Origin of the sequence: Prevotella sp. oral taxon 299 str. F0039, assembly GCF_000163055.2 — a bacterium.
In the GTDB taxonomy this organism is placed as follows: domain Bacteria; phylum Bacteroidota; class Bacteroidia; order Bacteroidales; family Bacteroidaceae; genus Prevotella.
This window is the reverse complement of sequence record NC_022111.1, coordinates 957160-979247: the sequence shown is the minus strand read 5'-3', so window position 1 is coordinate 979247 and position 22088 is coordinate 957160. Positions and strand designations below refer to the sequence as shown.

Here is a 22088-nt window from a genome sequence, read left to right as displayed (position 1 = left end):
TATTAAATTTTATCGTTATGGAACATACATATGAAGAATCAGAACAATCGCCCTTAGGCATCATTTTGTCTACTTTTCTCCTCATTTTAGGCCTTGTTCTCGACGCAACCCACGTTTCTTGGTTTGCAAACACATACGTTCGTTATCTTTGGTACATTGTGGCTTTCATTCCAGTAGGCAAAGATGTGGTTCAAATGGGATTGCATTCGCTGTGGCATCGTGAGTGGATGGGCGATCAAGTGCTGATGTCTGTGGCTGCAATAGGAGCCTTTGCCATTGGTGAATTGCCCGAAGCTGTGGCCGTGATGTTGCTCTATTGCATTGGAGAAGAATTGCAAGACAAAGCAGTTGACAAGGCAAGAGACCACATTAAGGCTATGCTTACATTGCAAACACATGCTGTGCGGGTGTTGAAGAACGACGAATGGGTGAGCGAAAAGCCCGAGAATGTAGAGATAGGAGATGTTGTTGAGGTGCTACCAGGAGAGCAATTGGCACTCGATGGTTGTTTGATTACCAAGGAAGCAACATTGAACATGGCTGCTATAACAGGCGAGTCGGTTCCTGTTTTGGTGCAAAGTGGAAAAGAAGTGTTTGCAGGTTCGATTGCCACCAACGCCAAGTTACAAGTAAAGGTCACTCGAAAAGCCGATCAATCTGCCATTGCTCGTATTATGAATATGGTGGAAGAGGCTGCCGAACGCAAGGCTCCTACCGATGTGTTTATACGTCGTTTTGCCAATAAATACACCCCAATAGTACTCATTTTGACTCTCCTCACAGTGCTATTGCCCTTTGTTTATTCGCTCATCTCACCCCAATTCAACTACGAATTCAGCACATGGCTCCATCGTGCGCTCATCTTTTTGGTGATATCTTGTCCCTGCGCACTGGTCATTAGCGTACCTTTAACCTATTTTGCAGGTATCGGTTCGGCTGCAAAGCGAGGTATATTGTTTAAGGGAAGTAATTTTATTGATGCCCTATCAGAGGTCGATACGGTGGTATTTGATAAGACAGGAACGCTCACAACAGGCTCTTTTAAAGTAAAAGAGTGTTGCTTCGATAATCATAATCATCTAAAAACGGTGGCTATCATCGAGCAAAATAGCACCCATCCATTGGCAAAAGCAGTGACGAAAGGGGTAGAAATAGGCGATCATAAAGTAGAGATTGACACCTTAACAGAACGTGCAGGCTATGGAATTGAGGCCCTTATTGCAGGCGAAAAATGGTTGGTTGGAACCACAAAGCTACTTGAAAAGCATGCAATAGCCGTACCCTCACATCTCACTTCCTTAGCTTCCACGCTGGTTGTGTGTGCTTATAACAACGAATATGTGGGTCATATCGTGTTAGAAGACGAGCTAAAAGACGACACAGAACAGCTTGTTGAGGCGTTAAATGCTGTTGGAGTGCATAAAACAGTGGTGCTTTCGGGCGACAAACAGGCTCTTGTGGAAAGTATAGCGCAGAGCATTGGCATTGAAGAAGCACACGGAAACCTTCTTCCTGAGGGTAAAGTGAGCCACTTAGAAAGCCTTAAAAGTACTGCTAATAAAGTGGCTTTTGTGGGCGATGGCATTAACGATGCACCCGTATTGGCTGTTAGTGACGTGGGAGTTGCGATGGGAGCGATGGGTAGCGACGTTGCTATCGAAACGGCAGATGTGGTTCTTCAAACCGATAAACCAATGCTTTTAGCCACTGCCATTGCGCTAACCAAACGCATTAAGAGCGTTGTTTGGCAGAATGTGTATCTTTCTATTGGCATTAAAGTGGTGGTGATGTTGCTCGGCATATTTGGGTTTGCTAATATTTGGATGGCTGTTTTTGCCGATACAGGCGTTACTTTATTAGCTGTTTTGAATGCAAGCAAGCTTATTTGGCAAAAGAAATAAGAGAAGAGGGCAGTGTTTTTGCCCTCTTTTTCTTGTATATTATACCCCAAAATTGTCATTTCCTTTTGTAGATTTTGTTTTCATTTGAAAGCAAATAATATAGTGGTGCAAATGATTTTCATTATTATTGAGAATGTTCCTTATTTATCTTTGCTTGCAATTACATAACTTTTGGAATGCAAACTCAATGTTATTACAAACTAAAAGTTATGCTTTTGCAATCTAAAAGCAATGCTATTGTATGGTGGTGTCTATATTCTTGAGACAGAAGAGAATAAAAGAGTAAGAGCAACATCCCTGATGTTGCTCTTATAGATTATCTTCTTTCAAATCGAATAAATAAAATAATATCCTTAGTTTCTGTTCTCTTTCGTTGTGTTTTTGCAATCAACTTAAATTGATAAGTAGGATATTTCTTCATCCATTTGTTTATTTCACTTTCCGAAATGAGCAGTATTCCGTTCTTTGGGTGGTCGAGATCGAATTGTCGAATACGATTGTTTGCATAGAAATTCATGCAAAAAAAGTGCATCATATTACTCTCAATATAGCTATAAAGAGGTTCCTTGGGGTAGTGATACATAATGTATTCTCCTACTTCTTTATCGCTTTGAGTAGCCAATAAACGTGGGAGTATAACGCCATCGAGGGTGAAATACAATGCAAAGACAGGTAAGAACATTGCAACAAGTAGTTCGTGTGCCCATAAAGAGTTTCGTTTAATCTCCAACCAAACTAACAAACCAATTCCCAATAGCATTGGAAGTAATGCTAAAAACCATTCAAATACATTGAGATTACTTGCTGAAAGTGAACGCAACATCAGTATATTATTGAGCGCATGCTTACCATTTAACAAACTTGGAGGCACCAAATCCATTCTAATAATAACAAAAGCAGTGGTAAAAATAATGCCAATAATGCACATGATGGTTATAAACAGGCGTAAGGCACGTTGTTTTTCGCTGGCAAGCCACAATATATAACGTGCCAAGAGATAAGCCATAAAGGGATAGCAAGGTAATAAATAGGTGCTACGTTTGCTTGAAGGGAAGCAGAAAAACAACAATATTAAACCAAAAGAGAGCCACGAAAACAATTCAAGAGGATCTGATTTCTTTGCTTTTTCTAATAGTATTGCTACTTTTTTGCTTCCTTTTGTGTTCTTAAAGCACACTTTCAATTGTCTCATTCCATCTTTCCAAGAAACAAAGAATAAGCCAATTAAAGCCAAAAGGGTGTAAGGAAGCCAACCCGCTAATAGTGAAGTGAAGTTGTAAGTGAATGGATGTATGTGCGAGTCGTAAGTCATTTTGCCCATCATTCGTCCGAAATTCTCTTCTATCACCAATGCTAAAAAGGTATCGCCACCTTGCTTGTAGGCTGCAATATACCACAAAGCGGGAACAATGCACGCCATTATTCCATATAACGTAAAGCGTAATGTGGTTCTAAAGAGATTTTCACCACGCAATAAAAAGAATGTCCACATTACCAAACAAGGTAAGATTAAGCCTATGGGACCTTTGGTTAACACACCGCCTGTCATTGCTATTATTGCGCCATAGGGTAATCTTTGAGCTCCTTTTTCCCACCATCTGTAGAATAGAAACAATGCCATCACTATGAAAAAAGCCAGCATCATGTCTACTCTTGATGCCATTCCAGCTCGGTGATACTCAAAGTTTGTGAGTACAAGAAAGGCTGCAATCATTGCAATGACAGAATCTTTGCGCTTGGAATAAAAACAATAAGTGCCTAAAGTGGTTGCAATGAGCGATAAAGCAGATGGGAAACGTGCCGTGAACTCACTGACATAGCCTTGTAATAATGACGCAAGAGCAATGCACCAGTGAAAAAATGGTGGTTTATAAGGAATGTCTCCGCCATTGTTTATGGGTAGAATCCAGTTTCCATCGTTTAACATTGACAATGCAACAACAGCCTCTCTTGGTTCTCCTTTCGAGTAGAATAGAGTTAAACCAATGAAAGGAAGCACTGTAAGAATGCTCACTATAAGGAGTAAATTTCTGCGCATTATGATTTCTTTAGAGTGTTATTTATACCTGATACTTAACGAATTGAAACTTCTTGAGAGGTAAATCACTTTCTAAATACAATACCTTTAAGCATTAAAATATATGTTCTTATAATGCAAAAGTAATACTTTTAATTTTAAAAAACAATATTTTTATTTTACAATTATTATGTTTTGTCGTAAAAAAGCGGTAGAACTCTGGAATAACTCCTTTGCTCTACCGCTTAAAATAATATTCTATGAAAGTTCTTTACTTCACAAATTTCACTGCTTTTGTACCAGCTTTTAAGATGTAAACACCTTTAACAAGGTTGTCTACAGATAGAGTTGTGGCGTTAGAAGCACGTAGAACAACACGTCCTTGTAAGTCAACTACAACTGCATCTTGTGCTTTTTCGAAGCTGAAAAGGTTACCATTGCGTACCACGCTGTTTGTTTCTGTAAGTTGATTGATGCCTGCAGTTGTTGATAAGGCATAACCTTTGAACACTGCTTTAAGCTCATCTATACTTGAAGTAACCACTTGTTTGCTGTCATTTGCAACGGCTAATACCACATTTGAGCCTGCACTTGTCTTTGTTCCAGTGGTTGTTACGTTATAAACGAAACCAGATTTTATTGTATGGTCTGTTGTTTCTTCTGTATAACCAGTTAAAAGTAGCTTGTTATCTGCTAATACCAAACCTGTAACTCTTTCAGAGTATTTGAGTGCATCGCCTTCGTTTATGTCGCTATTAACAACCCATAGCGCATCAGTTGTGCCTTTTTTGAATGCTGCAACGAAGCTATCTGAACCGCCTTGGAATGTAACTGATTTACCAAACACGTTGTTTGTGTTATAAGTTCCTGCAACATATACGTTTGAATCGTCAACTGTTAGGGCACTAATGATATTATTACTATTCAAAGTTGCAAGCTTACCACCATCGAAAAGCTTATTGGTTGTTGTACCATTTACTTCTGAATAGATGAAACCATACTTCAAATCTTCTCCCTCTTTGCCTGCATTTAAAGTTTCATTCTTATGAGATGTTTCTACAATAACCTTTCCTGTTGCAACTGAAGCTACATAAAGTGTACCATTGTTTACTGCAAAGTTAAGACTATGTACACCTGTTTGAGAGTCTAAACCATTAAGATCTGTCTTAACAGTATATTCTTTTTTTAACCCACTTAAATTAGAAGCGTCTACAGAAAGAACAGACATTCTTGGAAGATCAACATACATCTCACCGAAATAATCTAAGTAATCGCCCTTCAATTCCACACCATCTAGATTTGAAACGCCTGTGTATTGAGCTGTGAAATATAACTTATTATTAGCCCAAACTGCCTTTGTACTTCTTACATAAGCAGCCTCTGAAGGCTCATAAAAATATTTATCTGAAGCCCCAACTGTAGCATCTACTGCAGAAACAACTTCTTTATGAGCCAATAAAGCACCATCTTTGCTATACTTTAGAATGAACAATGCTGATTTAGCAGAGCCTGTACTACCTTGTATTGTAGCTTCTGTTGCACCTGTTTTTGATGTTAATATCACCTTATCTGTAAAGCTACCAACAGCGTAAATGTTACCATCTGTGTCGCTAGTAAGGCTCTTTACCTCTGCAGCACCAAGCAAAGCAACTGCCCATTGTGATGTTCCTGCTGCGTTCAATTTTTGAATATAAGAGCTTTTTGCAACGGCTCTAACCACCAAACTGCCAATAGATAGTGTTCCTGTGTTGAATGATGATGATGTAATAACATCGCCATTGGCAGTGACTGTCACTGGAGCAGAGTTTACTGCGTCGGTTTTTTGCTTGTAAACGACATTCTCTTGAGTCCATGTTGGACTATTAAAATCTTGTGCATTAGCAGCTAAAATGGTGGTGCAAAGACCAAAAGTGAGTAGAACTTTCTTCATAAATTTTCTTTTTTTTACTTGTAATTAAAGCCACGAACTAATTGTTTTTAGCACCAAAAATAAAGTGTGTGCCCTTTTTGTATGCGACTTTAACTAATTCTTTTTACCTTATTAATTATAATCTTCTCAATGTTTATGTTGCAAAGTTACGATAAATTTATCGAAAAACATCTTCTTTTGAATAAAAATATATGTATTTGACTTAAAATAGTTTCATATAATAATATTTCAGTTTCGTTTTTATTAAAATTGTAACTCAATGCTTTTGGGTGGTAAAAGCATTGATATTCTATTGTAATCTCATTGCTTTTATATTGCATTTTCATAGCTTTTACAACGCAATGTTTTGTAAAAGTAGGCAGAAGAATGTTGAGGATGTTGTTTAAAAGGAAAGGTGGATGTTTGAATTTGGATATAAGGAGGTAGAGAAAAGAAGAAAGAATGGCTAATAAGTGAGGTACGAAATAAGAATAGGTGTGAAGAGCAGATGAAAACCAACCTTTATAGATACGAAAAAGAGAGGAATAAACCCTTTAAGGATTGTCCCTCTCTTTTCTTTTGTATGGTAAAAATATAATTAAATCACTTTAATAGCGGTTTTATTTCACTTGCAATCATCTTTGTATATGCTGTTGCACCAGTATGGTTAAGGTGAAATGAATCTTTAAAGTATTCTTTTTTCGTTGTAAAACGTTTGTCGGTGTAGTGGTTCAGCAATGGAACTTGCTCCTCTTTTGCCAATTTTATAATAGGATCGAGGTCGCCATTAGGACTTGTTCCATATCGAGGTGAAATGCAAAGAATAACCTTTGCAGTCTGATTTTATGCTAAAAACATTACAAGAATTTGTGCAATGATTACTCGAATGAACATTCCTAGGGGGTAAACAGTGGCATAACTCACGGCAGGTGTGTCGCCTTCGATGGTGTCAGTGGCGTAAGTTAGAGCCATTGGGTTAGCCATTGCACCACAAGTGATACCGCATACCGAACCAAAATCGAACTTCTTGAGTTTTAAAGCAATTGCCCCTATAATTAATATCGGTACCATTGTTAATACAGCTCCAAGCAAAAGCCAAAGCAATCCCTCTGGTCTCATTACCGTATTGAGGAACTCTCCGCCTGCATCTAAGCCCAAACAAGCCAGATATAGCGATAAACCCATTTGTCGAAGCATTAAAGATGCACTTCGAGTGGTGTAAGAAATGATGTGAAGACGAGGGCAAAGGGCTCCCATGATGATGCCCATTACGATTGGACCACCTGCTATTCCAAGTCGAACAGGGGCACTCATGCCAGGCAAGTAGATAGGAATAGTTCCCAAAGCGAGTCCTAATATGATTCCAAGGAATATGGCACCGAGATTCGGTTCGCTAAGAGTTTTTACTGCATTACCCACAAATCGCTCTACACGATTAAGCGCTTCGTGTTCTCCAACGATAGTAAGTCGGTCGCCATATTGTAGTCTTAGGTTTGGAGTTGCAAGTAGTTTGATATCTCCACGTATCACTCTACTGACGTTAACATCGTATATATTGCGCAAATGAAGACTGCCTAACTTCTTTCCATTCAATGCTCCTCGGGTGAGAACAACCACCTTTGACTCTAGTTTTGTATCGATATGATCCCAATCTATCTTCTCTTTATTCCAGTCGGTATTGATCTTTTTGCCGAAAAGAGCGGTTAAAATATCAACGTCTTTGTCAGTTGTTGCTACCAAAACATTATCACCTAGCATTAGCTCAACACGTGAACGAGGTACAATAGGTTGTCCTTTACGCCATATTCTCGATACAATGAACTTATGAGTGGTCATTTGTCCTATCTCTATAAGTTTCTTTTCGTGAAGTTTTTCATTTGTAATTTCAAATTGAGCGATATAAGTATGATCTTCATCTGCATGAGAATGACTTGTGAGATGATGAGGCTTTACGAACCATTTGCGAAGGAGAATGAGTCCAAATATGACACCAATAACACCAAAGGGATAGGTTACAGCACAACTAAGAGCCATACTTTTACTTGGAACCCCTAAGTGTTCGAGAGCTTGTTGAGCTGCTCCTAAGGCTGGAGTGTTGGTTACTGCACCGCTAAGAATACCCGTCATGGTTCCGATGTGTATGCCTGTTAGCTTCCAAAGAACCACAGTTAGTGTCGTACCTGCAATGATTATGGCTAAACTCCACAGGTTAAGTGACACCCCTTCGTGTCGTAATGAACCTAAAAAGTTAGGACCAACATATAAACCAAGGGTGTAAACGAATAACACTAAGCCAAAAGTTTCGGCATAATTGAGCATTTCTTCGTTGATAGATAGATGAAAGTTCCCTGCAATAATACCTGTAAAGAACACAAAAGCAACACCTAATGAGATGCCTTTTATGCGTATTCTGCCAAGTATTATACCCACGCAACATATTAAAGAGAGTACAACTATTGTTTGAAGTGCAGAGTGTATGGTGAATAAACCATTAAGCCATTCCATTTTATTTCTTATATATTATTCTGTGCAAAGATAATTTAAAGAGGGTGAATGATGAAATAAAAAGTGTGATAATATCTAAAATATAAGTGTGAATATATAGTCTTGTCTCTTTAATTGTTAAACCAATATTGTTAATATACGTTTATATTTTTACCCTCTTATATGGATCTTTATTGTTGTTTAGCTCTCAATTTAAGCTTAAAAAAGTCTTTCTAAAAATGCTTATATTATCTCTTAATATAATGCTTTTACATTGATATGTTTAGAGTATTTGCAAATTACACTTAAATAGCAAAAATATATGACGATAAATTAAATAATATATAAATGCTAAAATAATGTAAATAAAAATTGTTTTGTATACTTATTATTTTTTATCTTTGTAAAAATTGATATCGAAAGGACATAAAAAGGCAGTAAAAACAAGTAAAAATCATCATGAAACACACAGACTCTTGATTAAAAACAGAGCTATGTGCCTTTTGTTTTAAATAGAATTTGTATACAAAACAATATTTGTTGAATGCCAAAAGTAATGCTTCAGTTTTTTTAGAGGGCAAAACTAAGGCGTAAAACATAAATTAAAGAGGTGCTTTTGCAAAACTTTTTGTTTTGATAAAGCTTGTAGAAAAAATAAAACAAAGCATATAATAAAGCCAAAAAACCTTTACGTAGACACCTGAAAACGCAATTGTTTATCTTGACCATTATTGTGTTTGTGAGTTAAACAGACACCTCTTGCATTGCATCGGATATGTTTTTGTTTTAAAAATACAATGTTCTTATATCCTCATTAAACAATGCTTCTATGCCAATAGAATACATTTTCGTTATAGAAAGGTATTAACAAAGATGGCAAAGACTTTTAGTTTAGATGAGAAAAACATGAGGAAAAAATATCGTTAAAGACTTATTATATCTTGTTTCATTTGATTTTGGATTATGAAAGTAATGCTATCATTATTCAAATTTCATGAAACGATATTGAAAAAGAAAGATGAATGATTGGCTAAATGATAGAAATACTGTGATGAACAGTTGATTTGAAAAACAAAAAGCAGGTAATCAGTCCTGCAACTCTTAATAAATCGAGATCTCGACGACATCGAATTGAAAAGCAAGGGCTACTAATGTAGCTAAATAAAGAGTCTTATTCGTAGGACAACTCGAAAGAGATAATACTTTAGATTCGATGTTCTGAAGACATTTAACATATCATGTTAAACACCGAAAGCGGCATTTTCCTTCTTGGAATCTGTCGCTTTCATCTCTTAATGGTAGGCAAAATTCAAACAATCCTTAATGTCCTCTTGTTTTTATCAGCCTTTTTTTTCATGGCAAAGCGCATTCTCTTATATCTGTATTCTTATTTTAATGTGGTATAAAATGATGCCCTTCTAGACCTAATTTTTATGGAAAAAGAAAATGAAATACCGATTCTTTTAGAGAGAATTATGTGAGGTTGAGCTCTAAAAGAATGATTATTCAAAATAAAGATATCTAGTGTTATGGTCCTAAAGGACGAAGTCGAATAGGTAAAGATGTTTCAATTTATTTTCAACCACTTTTTAATTCGCTTGGAAAGAGCATTCTTAATAGTCGAGAAATTACCACGTTGCAAGTTCAACCACAATTCTTCTAAGCTATATTTTACCTTTATTGCAGGGTTGTTCCATGCGTTCATACGATAAATGCGATCTTTATATGCTGTGTGTTCTATGATGTATTGGGGGTGATTGTCGAAGCTCTTTGGTTCGAATCGTTGCATGGTGAACATCTTTCTAATGCCCTTTGGCAGTGTGTTTGTTGATCCTGTGAAGTGCGTTGAATCGCTTGTTACACCAATGTTGTTCACCAAATTAAGTGTAGGCATAATGGCTAAGCCGTTGTTGAGCAACATCGATGCCCAGAAAATGGTTTCGTAGTGTGCCTTACCTGTTTGCTTATGGCGGTGACACATGGCTAAGAAATCGTTGCGAACATTGCGTTCTTTCACCAAATGAGTGAGTAAGTTAAGCGACTCTTTATTATCTAAAAAGGTGTAATGTTCGTCCCATTGGTCAATAACACGACGCCAAGAAGCCCAGCCCCATATTGAGAATATAGACGTAAAGAAATAGTCTTGCGCTATATCCTCGGTCTTTTCTTCAGCATTAAAGCCTGCAATCATCCACACTCGAGGGTCGTTTTCATACTTGTCGAGCATGCTTTTACAAAAATGAAAGAACGCTAACGAGGGCACGTCGTCGTCTTCTATAACGATGCATTTGTCTACCATTGAGAACGCCCAACGCTGTGCAATGAATTCAGAAGGGTCGCAACCATAGTTCTTTTCTTGATAAAGTTGATGCACTTCGCACTCCCAATCAATCTCGCTCGCAATGTTTCTGCATGCTTCTATGCCCTCAATATCACCCGAATGTCGTGCTCCGTCTTGATAAAGAAAGAGCTTCGAGGGTTTGGCTTTCTGCACTTGAGCAAACACTTCTTTAAACTTTTCAGGGCGATTAAAGAAGATAAGTAATACGGCAACGTCGATTTGTGAGCTTTCTTTCATGTCGCTTTGAGTATGATTGTTATATGCAAAGATAGGAATGTTTGCCTAATTATGAAAAGATTTGCCGCTTAATTCTCTTCCGTATTATGCGGTGAGTATGGGTTTGTTCGTATAATGGAGAATGAATTTGATGCAGATGCAACCCCTATTGATGGAGATGGCTCTACAAAAGTCTCCGTCTTACTATCGTTCGAGGGCAGAATAAATATTCATTATCCTCCTTCTTTTCATTCAATCTCTTTTTAACTGAAGAAGAACTGAAATCCTCTTAAAATCAAGTAGATAGTAGCTTAAAAGCAAAAGTATTACTTTTGTACTCTAATCTCAATGCTTTTGCAAGCTAAAAACATTGCTATTACACATTAAAAGCATTGAGTTTATTTTTAATATTGCAATATATTGATTTTGAATGGTATAACAAAAAAAGTAGAACGCAGGCATTTTGCGGTGATAAAACAGCTTGAAAGAGGTCAAAATAATTTCAATTTGAAAGAAATAACGCAAAAACTAAATTGCTAACACAATATAAATCAGAAAAAAGCAGTAATTTTGTAAGCTGTAATATTGTAATCTATTATACAAGATTGTGACAAGATAATATTCAAATGATGATGATAAAAAAGCAAATTCTATTCCTTTCCTTTCTTTTTTGTATACCAACTTTATCTCAAAATGTATCTGCAAAGAGTTGGTTTGGTAGCAAAAAAGACAAGAAAGAAACCACAAAAAGCGTTCAAAGCAATTATAATAAGCTCGTTGGAAGAGACACTATGGCTATTAAAGGCTTGATGGGTGTTATTCAAAAAGAGAACGATTATTATTTAGAAATTCCCAAAGCACTTATCGGAAGAGAGATTCTTGTGTCGAATAAGCTACTTCAAGTTCCCGAAGAATTGAACGAAGCGGGAGTGAATAAGGGTATTAATTACGAGAATAAAACCATTAAGTTTGAGTGGGAAAAGGGCTTAAACAAACTCAATATCCGTGAACAACGACTCACACCAGAGGTGTATAGCTTTTATGCAATGGCACCTTCGGTGAAAGATAACTATATCAATCCGTTGATTGCAAGCCTAAAAATCGAGGCTGTTAGTAAAGATTCGGCTTCGGTAGTGGTGAAAGTTACTAACTTGTTTAATGGTAAAGACGAGTGTTTGAACGATGTTTTCAACCTCATTAACTTAGGAACCAGTGCCAATAGCGATCTTTCTCGCATTCTAAACATAAAGGCATTCGACAATAATGTGGCTGCAACCTCAGAGTTAAGTACCATTGTTCACGAAGGAAAAAGCAAAACAAATATCACAATTGTGGTGAGTACATCACTCATTTTGTTACCTGTTCGCCCTATGATGGGTCGTTTAGAGAATCAGCGTGTGGGTTATTTCACAACAAGTAGATTGCACTATGGCGACAATCAGCCCGAAGTGGAAACCAAGAACTATATCACTCGTTGGCGATTAGAGCCTAAAGACACTGCAGCTTATATGCGTGGCGAGTTGGTTGAGCCTGTAAAACCCATCGAATTCTATATTGATCATGCCGTTCCAACCAACCTTTTGCCCTATATTAAAAAGGGAATACTCGATTGGAACAAAGCTTTTGAGCGTGCAGGGTTTAAGAATGCGGTGGTAGTTCATGAGTTTACAGATAGCATGGCGTTAGAAGGTGACGACGTGAAGTATAGCGTTTTAACCTATGATGCATCAGAAAAGGCAAACGCAATGGGTCCTTATGTGATCGATCCACGCACAGGTGAGATCTTAAAGGCAGATGTTATTTGGTGGCACAACGTACGTTCTTTGTTGAAAGAGTGGATTATGGTGCAAACAAGTGCATGCAATCCTGCTGCAAGAAACGTGGTGTTGCCCGATAGTTTAATTGGTGATGCCGCTCGTTTTGTGGCTTGTCACGAGGTAGGACATTCGCTTGGATTGCGTCATAACATGCGTGCTTCGAACGCTTATCCCACCGATTCGTTGCGTTCACGTAGCTTTACAGATAGAATAGGAGGCACTTCGGCTTCGATTATGGACTATGCACGCTTTAATTACATTGCACAACCAAGTGATAAGGTGGTGAAAAATGCTCCAAACATTGGTCCATACGATCTTATGGCGATAGAGTGGGGTTATCGTTGGTATCCTAATGAGGGTGTAGCAAAGAACCAATTATATAGCTTTCTCAATCAGCATCGAAGCAAAGAATATCAGTATAGCGAGGCGCAAAGTCAGCGTTCGGCAATCGATCCACGCTCATTAAGTGAGGATTTAGGCGATGATGCAATGAAATCGGCATCTTATGGTATTGCCAACTTAAAGCGTATTATGCCTAATGTCATTTCTTGGACCACCACAGGAGAGCAAGGTCAAACCTATGATGAGGCGTCGAAGTTCTATAAGTCGATCATTTTTCAATGGAGCTTGTATAGCTATCACGTACTAGCTAACGTGGGTGGAATGTATGTTGAGAACACTATTGTGGGCGATGGAAAGCGCACTTTCTCTTATGTTGAGAAGTCTACACAGCGAAAAGCAGTGCAGTTCTTGTTGAAAGAGGTGCTAAGCGATCAGCCATGGCTATTTAATACACCGATAAGTAATTATACTTATTTAAATAAAAAGACACCTATTGGGGTGCAAGAGATGTCGCCAACCTACTCGCTTGTTAATCAACAAAGCTACATCTTGTGGGATATTCTCGACAATACACGCCTTGTTCGTATGCTCGAAAACGAGATGCGCAACGGCAAAGACAAAGCTTTTACGGTGATAGAGCTAATGGATATGTTGCATAATCATATTTTTAAAACAACAATAGCAGGTGTTTCGCCCTCTATTTCGCAAAGAAGTTTGCAGAAAAACTTCGTTGATGCGCTCATAACAGCAGCGGCAGAAAGCGAAGGAGTGAAGATAAATAAAAAATTAAATCAAAGTAATAACATTATTGAAAACGATGAGTTTCAACTCGGTTGTAATGAGTTGAGCTCGGCTCCACGCATCATTGAGTTGACTGGAACACAGGCAACACGAGTGAGCGACGCTATAAGTGTGAAACGAGGAGAGCTTATTCGCATCTTAAAGTTATTGAAACAACGCATTACAACAGCCGATACTGCAACTCGATTGCATTACGAAGACGTTGTTCTGCGTATTCAAACGGCTCTTGGATTGACTAAGTAGAAAACGGAAGAACAATATCATTAAAACACGATAGAAGAATATTAGTAATCACAAAGAATAAAAATAACAATATGAAAAGACTATTAGGAGCATTTTGTTTGTTGTTCGTTGCGGTGGCATTGTATGCACAAGAGCGCACAATAACAGGTGTTGTGGTAGACGCCGAATTAAATAATGACCCGCTTCCAGGGGCAACTATCTCGGTTGCAAAAGCAGGTTCACGAGTAGAAACGGGTGGCGTTAGCGATTATGAAGGTCGTTTTACGCTTAAAGTAGACTCGCTAACAAAGAGCTTTACCGTTCGTTATTTAGGCTATCAAACACAAACAGTGAATATTATTGCAGGCAAATCGGAATACACTATCGCACTAAAATCAGACGCAAAGGTCGTTGGTGAGGTCGTAGTAACAGGATATCAAAAGATAGATAGACGCAAATTAACAGCTTCTGTCACATCTGTTAATATCTCAGACGAGAAGATTGGAGCCGTAAAAAGCATCGATCAGGCTCTTTCTGGACAGATTGCTGGATTGTCTGCAATAAGCTCTTCGGGTGCACCAGGTGCGCCGGTGAAGATCAGAATACGTGGAACTGCATCGCTAAACGGCTCACAAGAGCCTCTATGGGTGCTCGATGGTATGCCATTAGAGGGTACAGACATTCCTAATATGGAAGATCTTAAAGATATTGACAATATCTATCAAACCTCAATTGCAGGTGTGAATCCAGCCGATATCGATAACATCACTGTGTTAAAGGACGCTGCTGCCACTGCAATTTATGGTGCTCGAGCTGCTAATGGTGTGATTGTTATCACCACAAAGCGAGGAAAAGCAGGTAAACCAAATATCTCTTTCTCTTCAAAATTCACCTTTTCGCCAAAGAGCAACATTGATAAATTGAACATGTTAAACTCAAATGAGAAGGTAAACCTTGAACTTGAGTTGCTAAAAAGCGGTTATTCGTATCGTGAAGGCAAAGGAGATGTGTCTAAAATCTTAACTTCTTTAGGCGAATTGTCTACCTTTAAGGCTTCAGGTTGGAACGCTTTGAGCACAAATGCACAAGAAAAGATCAACCAATTGCGCAATATTAACACCAATTGGAACGACATTTTGTTTAGAGATGTATTCAATCAAGAATATAACTTGAGTCTTTCTGGAGGAAGTGAGAAGGCTAATTACTACACATCTGTAGGTTATTACGACGAAATGGGTACTGTAAAAGGTGTAAAGAACAATCGTTTCAACCTTACACTAAAGACAGATTACCGCATAAGTAACATGCTAAAGGTGGGTGCTTCGGTGTTTGCTAACCAGCGAAAGCAAAACAGTTACCTCACAGATACAAACGGATTCACCAATCCAGTGTATTATTCTCGCCTCGCAAACCCATACACTTTGCCCTTTAATGCAGATGGAAGCTATGTGTATGACACCAATATTCAGGGAAAAGAAGACTCTTCTCTCGATTTTAATATATTCGAAGAGCGAGCTAATACCTCTAATGAAAGAACCGATAAATCGCTTATGGCGATCTTTGATGCAGAGCTTAAAATCAATAGTAACTTAAAACTTACCACTCAATTTGGCTTACAACAAGACGCTTATACATTGGATAAGTATGCAGGAGAGAATAGTTTTGCCATGCGAAAGGAGAAACTTTTTGCAACATATTCATATCCTGATGGTAAAAGAACATTCCTTCCTACAGGCGGAATGCATAAGATGACAGAGGCACATACAAGCCAATGGACATGGAAAGCAATGGCAGAGTTTACCAAAAGGTTTAACTCTATCCACGATTTAGAATTGATGTTGGGTACAGAAGTACGTCGATTAAAGACCACTTCATTGTATTCTGCAGCTTATGGATACGACAATCGCACGCTAACAACACAGCCTGTGATCTTCCCAACCGAAGACTTAGCCCGTCAATATCCACTACATAGCGAAACAAACTTAGAGAATGCTTATGTATCTTGGTTTGCAACTGGATCGTACACACTACTTAGTCGTTATACATTTGGAGCGAGTGTGCGTTGGGACGGCTCTGATGTTTTCGGCGTTGCAAAGAAATATCGCTTCCTACCTCTTTATTCATTGAGTGGTCTTTGGCGTGTTTCTAACGAGCCATTCATACAAAACAGTAGTGCAAAGAAATGGTTAAGCAATCTTGCTTTGCGTGCTTCTTACGGACTACAAGGTAACATTGATAAGAATACTTCACCTTACTTAATTGGTACTTTTGATAAAGTTACCATCCTACCAGGCAACGTTGAAACTGTAATTAAGGCAGAAACAGCTCCAAACCCCAATCTACGTTGGGAGAAGACAGCAAACGTAAACCTAGGATTAGATATCAGTTTGTTTGACAATATTATCAATATTAGTGCCGATTACTATTATCGTAAGAGCACAGACCTTATCGGAACACGTATGCTTCCATTGGAAACAGGATTTGCTTCAACTGTAATCAACTGGGCAAGTATGAAAAATCAAGGTCTAGAGTTAGCCCTTTCAACTCGTAACATCAAGACAAAAGATTTCACTTGGACAACTAATTTGAACTTAGGATTCAACTCTAACACCGTATTACGTGAGACGGTGGCTCAAAATGCCACTTATCCTAGCCGTGAAGGTCACCCCGTTGGAGCCATCTTTGCTTATGAAACAGCAGGCTTAGATGCACAAGGCTATCCCGTTTTCGTTGCTTCTGATGGTTCAAAGGTAAGTGCAGAAGAACTACTTAAATTGAACTCGCATGGCGCAAGTACATTAACAGCAGAACAACAGCGCAACCTTTATAAATATATGGGTAGCACAGATCCAAAGGTTTCGGGTGGTTTCATCAATACATTCGAATATAAAGACTGGCAATTGGGCGTGAACTTCATTTTCAATCTCGGTATGAAAGTGAGAGTACGTCCATCTTATTCGCCTGCAACATTTGATAGAGGACTCAACACCAATCGTGACATTCTCAATCGATTCACTACCGATAATCCTGCAGGAAGATACGCAGCACTAATGAATAAGAATGTACGTGTGCCTGAATACATACAATATTCAGAATACAACTTATATAGTATGCTAGACACATGGGTAAAAGATAACAGCTATTGGCGTTTACAAAGTCTTCGTTTAGGCTACAAATTGCCAAGCAAACTCTTAACAAAAGTGGGTGTAAAGAGTGCGTCTTTGTCTTTAGAAGCACGTAACTTATTTGCCATTGCGTCGAACTATGACAACTATTTAGATCCCGAAACAATGGGCAATCCATTTGCACAACCCATTCCAAAGAGCTTCATTTTCGGAATTAACGTGCAGTTCTAAGAACAGCATTAGGATGCAATTAGAACACAATATATAATAAGGTGTATTTAAAAATACGATATTTTATGAAATCAAGATATATCAACTGGCTTTTTGCCGCATTGCTTTTATTGGGCTTCTCTTCGTGTGATAAGTTCTTAGACATACGTCCTACGGGTAAAGTTATAGCCCAAACAGGAGAGGAATACCGTGCTTTATTGACTTATGAGTATAAGAATTTCCCCGAAGATCGTGGTTTAGCATCATTCAGAAGTGATGAGATGAACCTCACAAGCAGCAGTACTTCAACCGAAGATTATAGCTCTTTCTTCGATATTTGGGCGTGGAATGATAACTCAGCACAAGGAACTACCGCCTCATTTGGATGGAGACGCTATTATCATGCAATTTATGTTGCTAACACCATCATAGCCAACGACGGAAAGATGACCAACTTCTCTACCGCAGACAACAATCAATTGGTGGGAGAAGCATATATGATGCGTGCTTATTGTCATTTCCTTTTAGCCAATCTTTATGCAGAACCCTACACCAAAGTCAAACCTGATACCACTCGTGGAGTGCCTCTTTCGCTCGAAGCAGACGTCAATGCGGTGCTAGAAAATAGCTCTTTGGCAAAGGTCTATGCACAAGTTGAAAGCGATATCGACAAGGCTTATAGCTTAATGAATAAAGATTCGTGGGATAAAGGCTTTAACTATCGATTCAATAAGCTCTCTGCACAAGCCCTAAAAGCACGTGTAGAATTATACAAAGGTAATTGGAGTGGCGCATTGCAAGCCGCTCAAAGCGTGATAACAGCGCACCCTGCGTTGCAAGATTTAACCGTTGCAGGTCCTACATTGCCCAATAGTTACAAGTCGGTTGAAAGCATAGTGTCGCTCGAACAGGTTATGACTGCCACCTATGCACGTGCAGGTCAGGTAGCCGACGATTTGCTATCGCTTTACAAAGTGGGCGACTATCGTTACGACTATTATTATAACCAGCTTACAGCCAGCGTTACAACAGTGAGCAAAGGCGGTGGAGGCGATTATCGTTCAACCTTCCGTTCGGCAGAATTCTACCTCATTGCGGCAGAGGCTTCGGCACAACTTGGTGACTTAACAACCGCTAAAACCTACTTAAAGCAACTGATGGCAAAACGCTATATGGCATCGCTCTACCCACAATATGCAAGTGAAGTTGATGCACTCTCACAAGTAGATCTAATTAATTATATTGCCGATGAGCGTTTTAGAGAGCTTGCTTTCGAAGGACATAGATGGTTTGATTTAAGAAGAACCACACGTCCTGCAATGCAAAGAACCTACAATGGTAACACATATAAGTTGAATGCCAACGATAGTAGATACACTCTTCGACTTCCAACAGAAGCTCTTGAGGCTAATCCCGACCTTGCTCGATGGAATTCAAATAAATAATGAGCAACACCACGTCTGTTGTTGCAACACGAATAATAAGCGATCTGCACGTAAAGTGAGGTTGCTTATTATTTGTTTGTCACCCTATCTATTTTCGTTTCTTGTCAGTTCAATGTAGCCTTTTTGGTGTCCTTCTCATTATATCTCATTCCTTAGTGAGGCAATCTCAATGCTTTTATACCTCAATCTCAATGTTTTTACGTTATAATAGCTATGCTTTCACAATGTAATAGCATAGCTTTTGTAGAAGAAAGGTTCTGAGCTATGTTTTGAGGTGCATAGCGAATAGGTTGCAAGAAGATGATACTTCTTTCGTTTAGGAGTAGAATGCTTGTGTAAATGAAGATAAAAACCCTATCTAATCCAATGCCCTAACAACGCACCAAGAGCGATAGCGCAAAAGCCAAGTACCACACTTGCGGTGATGTAGAGGGCTAATTGGGTGAAATGTTGTAGCTGATAGAGGTTGAACGACTCGTTACTAAAGGTGCTAAAGGTGGTGAATCCGCCACAGAAACCAATGGTTAGAAATTGCTTTAGCGCAACACTTGCATTCTCTTTGTTATCAAACAAGGCATAAACAAAGCCTATGATGAGGCAGCCAAGCAGGTTAACAACGAGGGTAGAGAGGGGGAATGAGGTGGTAGAACTTTCGTTAATGAGTTTCGAAAGCATGAAACGTGCAACAGAACCAAGTGCACCTCCAAGTGCAATAATAAGTGTTGTTTTGAGTAACATCGTTCTTTTAAAAAGGGTGTTAACTGCTTATTGCAATTAACACCCTATATGTTTGTTATAGTAAAGATGCTATTTCGGCATCTAAATCCTTAATTTGTATGTCTCGTTTATACACCACATTGTCTTTACCAACTAAGAAGAATGTAGGTATTTGTTGTACATTGTATCTTAAAAGACTTTGTCCTTTGGTGCTTTCAGTTTCTCTAACACAAACCCAAGGCAATGCAGCTGTCTGTGTTTTCCAAAAGTGTTCGTCTCCATCTATCGACACTTGATAAATTTCTAAGCCTCTTTCGTGATACTTATTGTATAGTGCTCGAAGCATCATAATGCGCTTGGTGCTTTCTTTACTTGCAAACATATGGAAGTCTAAGAGCACTACTTTGCCCGTAAGGTCGCTCAAATTGCGAGTCACCCCCTTGTTATCTACAAGTGAAATATCTACACTATTGGTGACTTTAACTTTGCTTGGATCGATTGTAAGCTGTTGTTGTGACTTTATTATGCGAATGTTCTTCATTCCTTCAATAGCGATATTATGAAGGTTTAAGCCTCTTTCAGAGTTTGGATGGTAGGCATCCCAGCTTGTCGCAACAGCGGCAAAAGCTTTTACATCTTCTTCACTTGAACGAGGATTAAATATCAATGTAGACATATTGCCAACGTTGATGGTTTGAAAAAGAGCAAAATAAGCGTATGCTTTCATAGGCTCTTTGAAGATATAATTCAGCTTAATTCTTTCCTTATAAGTATAAAGAACCTTTGAAATGCTGTCTTCTACGGCTTTAACTCCAAGCAAAGGACTATTTACAATGGCATTAATTCTGTTTTGAAGTCTAATTTGTTGCAAAGCAAGATCTTGTATCTTGCTACAATTTTCCGACCCTTTTACCTCATATTTCACTGCCATATCGGGATAAGAAGCTTTGATATCAACAGTTTCTGTAGAGTCTATTGAAACGTTAATGATTTGATTTGCGATTCTAAGTCGATAGAATTCAGGAGCAGTAGGAGCCTTTTGTGCAAAGTTAAAGCTGCCTTCTTCTGATAGTTTTAATGAGTCGATAACTTTAATTCCATCGAGACTTATGTTCTCAAAGTAAAGCATTGAGTCTTTAGCTTCTTTGATTTCGCCTTGAACATGGAATTTCTTTTCGCCACAAGATGCTATTGCCAATAGAGCAAAGACAAATGAAATGGCACGTACAATTTGTGTAACTGGTCTTTTCATAGAGGTTTTTATGATTTAAATACAAAAGTAGTGGAAAAGCAATAAACAACAAAATAAAAGTCTGTGTTTTTGCTTTTTCATGTCTTTTAGTGCCTTCTCGGTGTGTTTTCTTGTTTTGGGGAGGCATAATAAGTCGGTGTAGAGAGGTCTTTTTGTATCTTTTCTACACGATTTTGTATCTTCTTTTAAGTATAGTTCAATGCAATTTTGCATTCTATTCAATGTAACTTATTACATAATTGAAGATAACTCTTTATGCAAATGAATGTAATTGATCTCTGAATAGCATTTTTTGTTGAGAATATTTCCAAATAAAGAATATTATACTTTAAGTGTTGAATTTATATAATAGTTATCTTTCGCTGACGAGAAATGCCACTTCCAGGAGAGATAAAAACATATATTAACTTTATAATAGAAGGATTTAAGTACAAATAAAATTTATATATTGTTTTCTCTTAAAAATGTTTTAAATAAAGAAGTGCTAAATTATTGCATTATAGAAACAAAGTAGTATATTTGCGATTGAATAAAGTTTTATATTGAAAGAGAGGTACGTATGGAAGAGATGAATAAGATGCGAGCTTCTTTACTCTATGACTTTAGTAAAGAAGAGATCGTAGAAAGCTTTAAACATGCAAAGGAATTATGCGTACAGTTACAAAATCTGACAGTGTATAGTAATGATTATCGAAAGGTGATTAGTCAGTTAATACCTGGTATTCCTAATTCTTCAGTAGTTACACCTCCATTTAATTGTGACCATGGTCATGGTATAGTGTTAGGCGAAAACGTGTTTATTAATTGTAATTGTGTGTTTCTTGATGGTGGAGAAATACGAGTAGGGAAGAACACTTTGATTGGTCCTGCTTGCCAACTCTACACCAGTCAACATCCGACAGATTATTTAGAGCGACGTAAACCGCAAGAAGTTTGCTTGCCAATAACTATTGGAGAAGACACATGGATTGGTGGTTCTGTGGTTATTTTACCAGGTGTTACCATCGGAGACAGATGTGTTATTGCCGCTGGTAGTTTGGTGATGCATGACATTCCTAATGATTGTGTGGTGGCAGGAAGCCCTGCTGTGATTAAGAGAAAGCTCAATAAAGAGTAAATATACTAAGCGTTGACAATTGAATTTGTCGACGCTTTTTTTTTATTTTTTTATAGATAGCATTCAAAGTGAAAATAATTTGTGAAGCAATAGCTAAATGTTTGATGAATAAGTGTTTAGCTATTGCAAAATAAAAGCTATCGTTTTGCTTTATAAAAGCATTGTTATTATA

General features: G+C 38.1%; 12 protein-coding genes. 6 read left to right on the top strand and 6 right to left on the bottom strand.

Features of this window, described 5'->3' with window-relative positions:
* Nucleotides 1-17: 17 nt before the first annotated feature.
* The gene (locus HMPREF0669_RS06965; protein ID WP_020967280.1) at nt 18-1901 is read left to right on the top strand and encodes a heavy metal translocating P-type ATPase; all 1884 of its coding nucleotides are present in this window, start codon (nt 18-20) and stop codon (nt 1899-1901) included.
* 316 nt (nt 1902-2217) lie between these two features.
* Here the strand turns inward: HMPREF0669_RS06965 and HMPREF0669_RS06960 are convergent, their stop codons facing one another.
* From HMPREF0669_RS06960 to HMPREF0669_RS06945, 4 genes are all read right to left on the bottom strand, one after another.
* A complete protein-coding gene (locus tag HMPREF0669_RS06960) occupies nt 2218-3939 on the bottom strand; it encodes a glycosyltransferase family 39 protein (protein ID WP_009228190.1) in 1722 nt (573 codons plus the stop codon).
* A gap of 250 nt (nt 3940-4189) precedes the next feature.
* Nucleotides 4190-5848: a hypothetical protein gene (locus tag HMPREF0669_RS06955; RefSeq protein WP_009228191.1), complete on the bottom strand. Its 1659-nt coding sequence runs from the start codon at nt 5846-5848 to the stop codon at nt 4190-4192.
* A gap of 822 nt (nt 5849-6670) precedes the next feature.
* The gene (locus tag HMPREF0669_RS06950) at nt 6671-8332 is read right to left on the bottom strand and encodes a putative transporter (RefSeq protein WP_009228192.1); all 1662 of its coding nucleotides are present in this window, start codon (nt 8330-8332) and stop codon (nt 6671-6673) included.
* 1546 nt (nt 8333-9878) lie between these two features.
* Nucleotides 9879-10889 carry a hypothetical protein gene (locus tag HMPREF0669_RS06945; protein ID WP_009228193.1) on the bottom strand — a complete coding sequence of 337 codons (1011 nt, stop codon included), beginning with the start codon at nt 10887-10889 and terminating at the stop codon, nt 9879-9881.
* A 114-nt stretch (nt 10890-11003) separates the two neighbouring features.
* Between HMPREF0669_RS06945 and HMPREF0669_RS10505 the strand changes: the two genes are divergently transcribed.
* From HMPREF0669_RS10505 to HMPREF0669_RS06930, 4 genes are all read left to right on the top strand, one after another.
* The gene (locus HMPREF0669_RS10505; protein ID WP_255350760.1) at nt 11004-11135 is read left to right on the top strand and encodes a hypothetical protein; all 132 of its coding nucleotides are present in this window, start codon (nt 11004-11006) and stop codon (nt 11133-11135) included.
* 359 nt (nt 11136-11494) lie between these two features.
* A complete protein-coding gene (locus tag HMPREF0669_RS06940) occupies nt 11495-14071 on the top strand; it encodes a zinc-dependent metalloprotease (RefSeq protein ID WP_009228194.1) in 2577 nt (858 codons plus the stop codon).
* A 71-nt stretch (nt 14072-14142) separates the two neighbouring features.
* On the top strand, nt 14143-17406 hold the full coding sequence (locus HMPREF0669_RS06935) for a SusC/RagA family TonB-linked outer membrane protein (RefSeq protein ID WP_009228195.1): 3264 nt from the start codon (nt 14143-14145) through the stop codon (nt 17404-17406).
* 65 nt (nt 17407-17471) lie between these two features.
* Nucleotides 17472-18830 carry a RagB/SusD family nutrient uptake outer membrane protein gene (locus tag HMPREF0669_RS06930; protein WP_020967278.1) on the top strand — a complete coding sequence of 453 codons (1359 nt, stop codon included), beginning with the start codon at nt 17472-17474 and terminating at the stop codon, nt 18828-18830.
* Nucleotides 18831-19184: 354 nt separating this feature from the next.
* Here HMPREF0669_RS06930 and crcB read toward each other — a convergent pair whose 3' ends face one another.
* Together crcB and HMPREF0669_RS06920 are read right to left on the bottom strand one after the other, a co-directional pair.
* A complete protein-coding gene (gene crcB, locus HMPREF0669_RS06925) occupies nt 19185-19568 on the bottom strand; it encodes a fluoride efflux transporter CrcB (protein WP_009228197.1) in 384 nt (127 codons plus the stop codon).
* Between the two features lie 55 nt (nt 19569-19623).
* A complete protein-coding gene (locus tag HMPREF0669_RS06920) occupies nt 19624-20799 on the bottom strand; it encodes a TlpA disulfide reductase family protein (RefSeq protein WP_009228198.1) in 1176 nt (391 codons plus the stop codon).
* 559 nt (nt 20800-21358) lie between these two features.
* Between HMPREF0669_RS06920 and HMPREF0669_RS06915 the strand changes: the two genes are divergently transcribed.
* Nucleotides 21359-21916 carry a sugar O-acetyltransferase gene (locus HMPREF0669_RS06915; protein WP_009228199.1) on the top strand — a complete coding sequence of 186 codons (558 nt, stop codon included), beginning with the start codon at nt 21359-21361 and terminating at the stop codon, nt 21914-21916.
* Nucleotides 21917-22088: the final 172 nt, after the last annotated feature.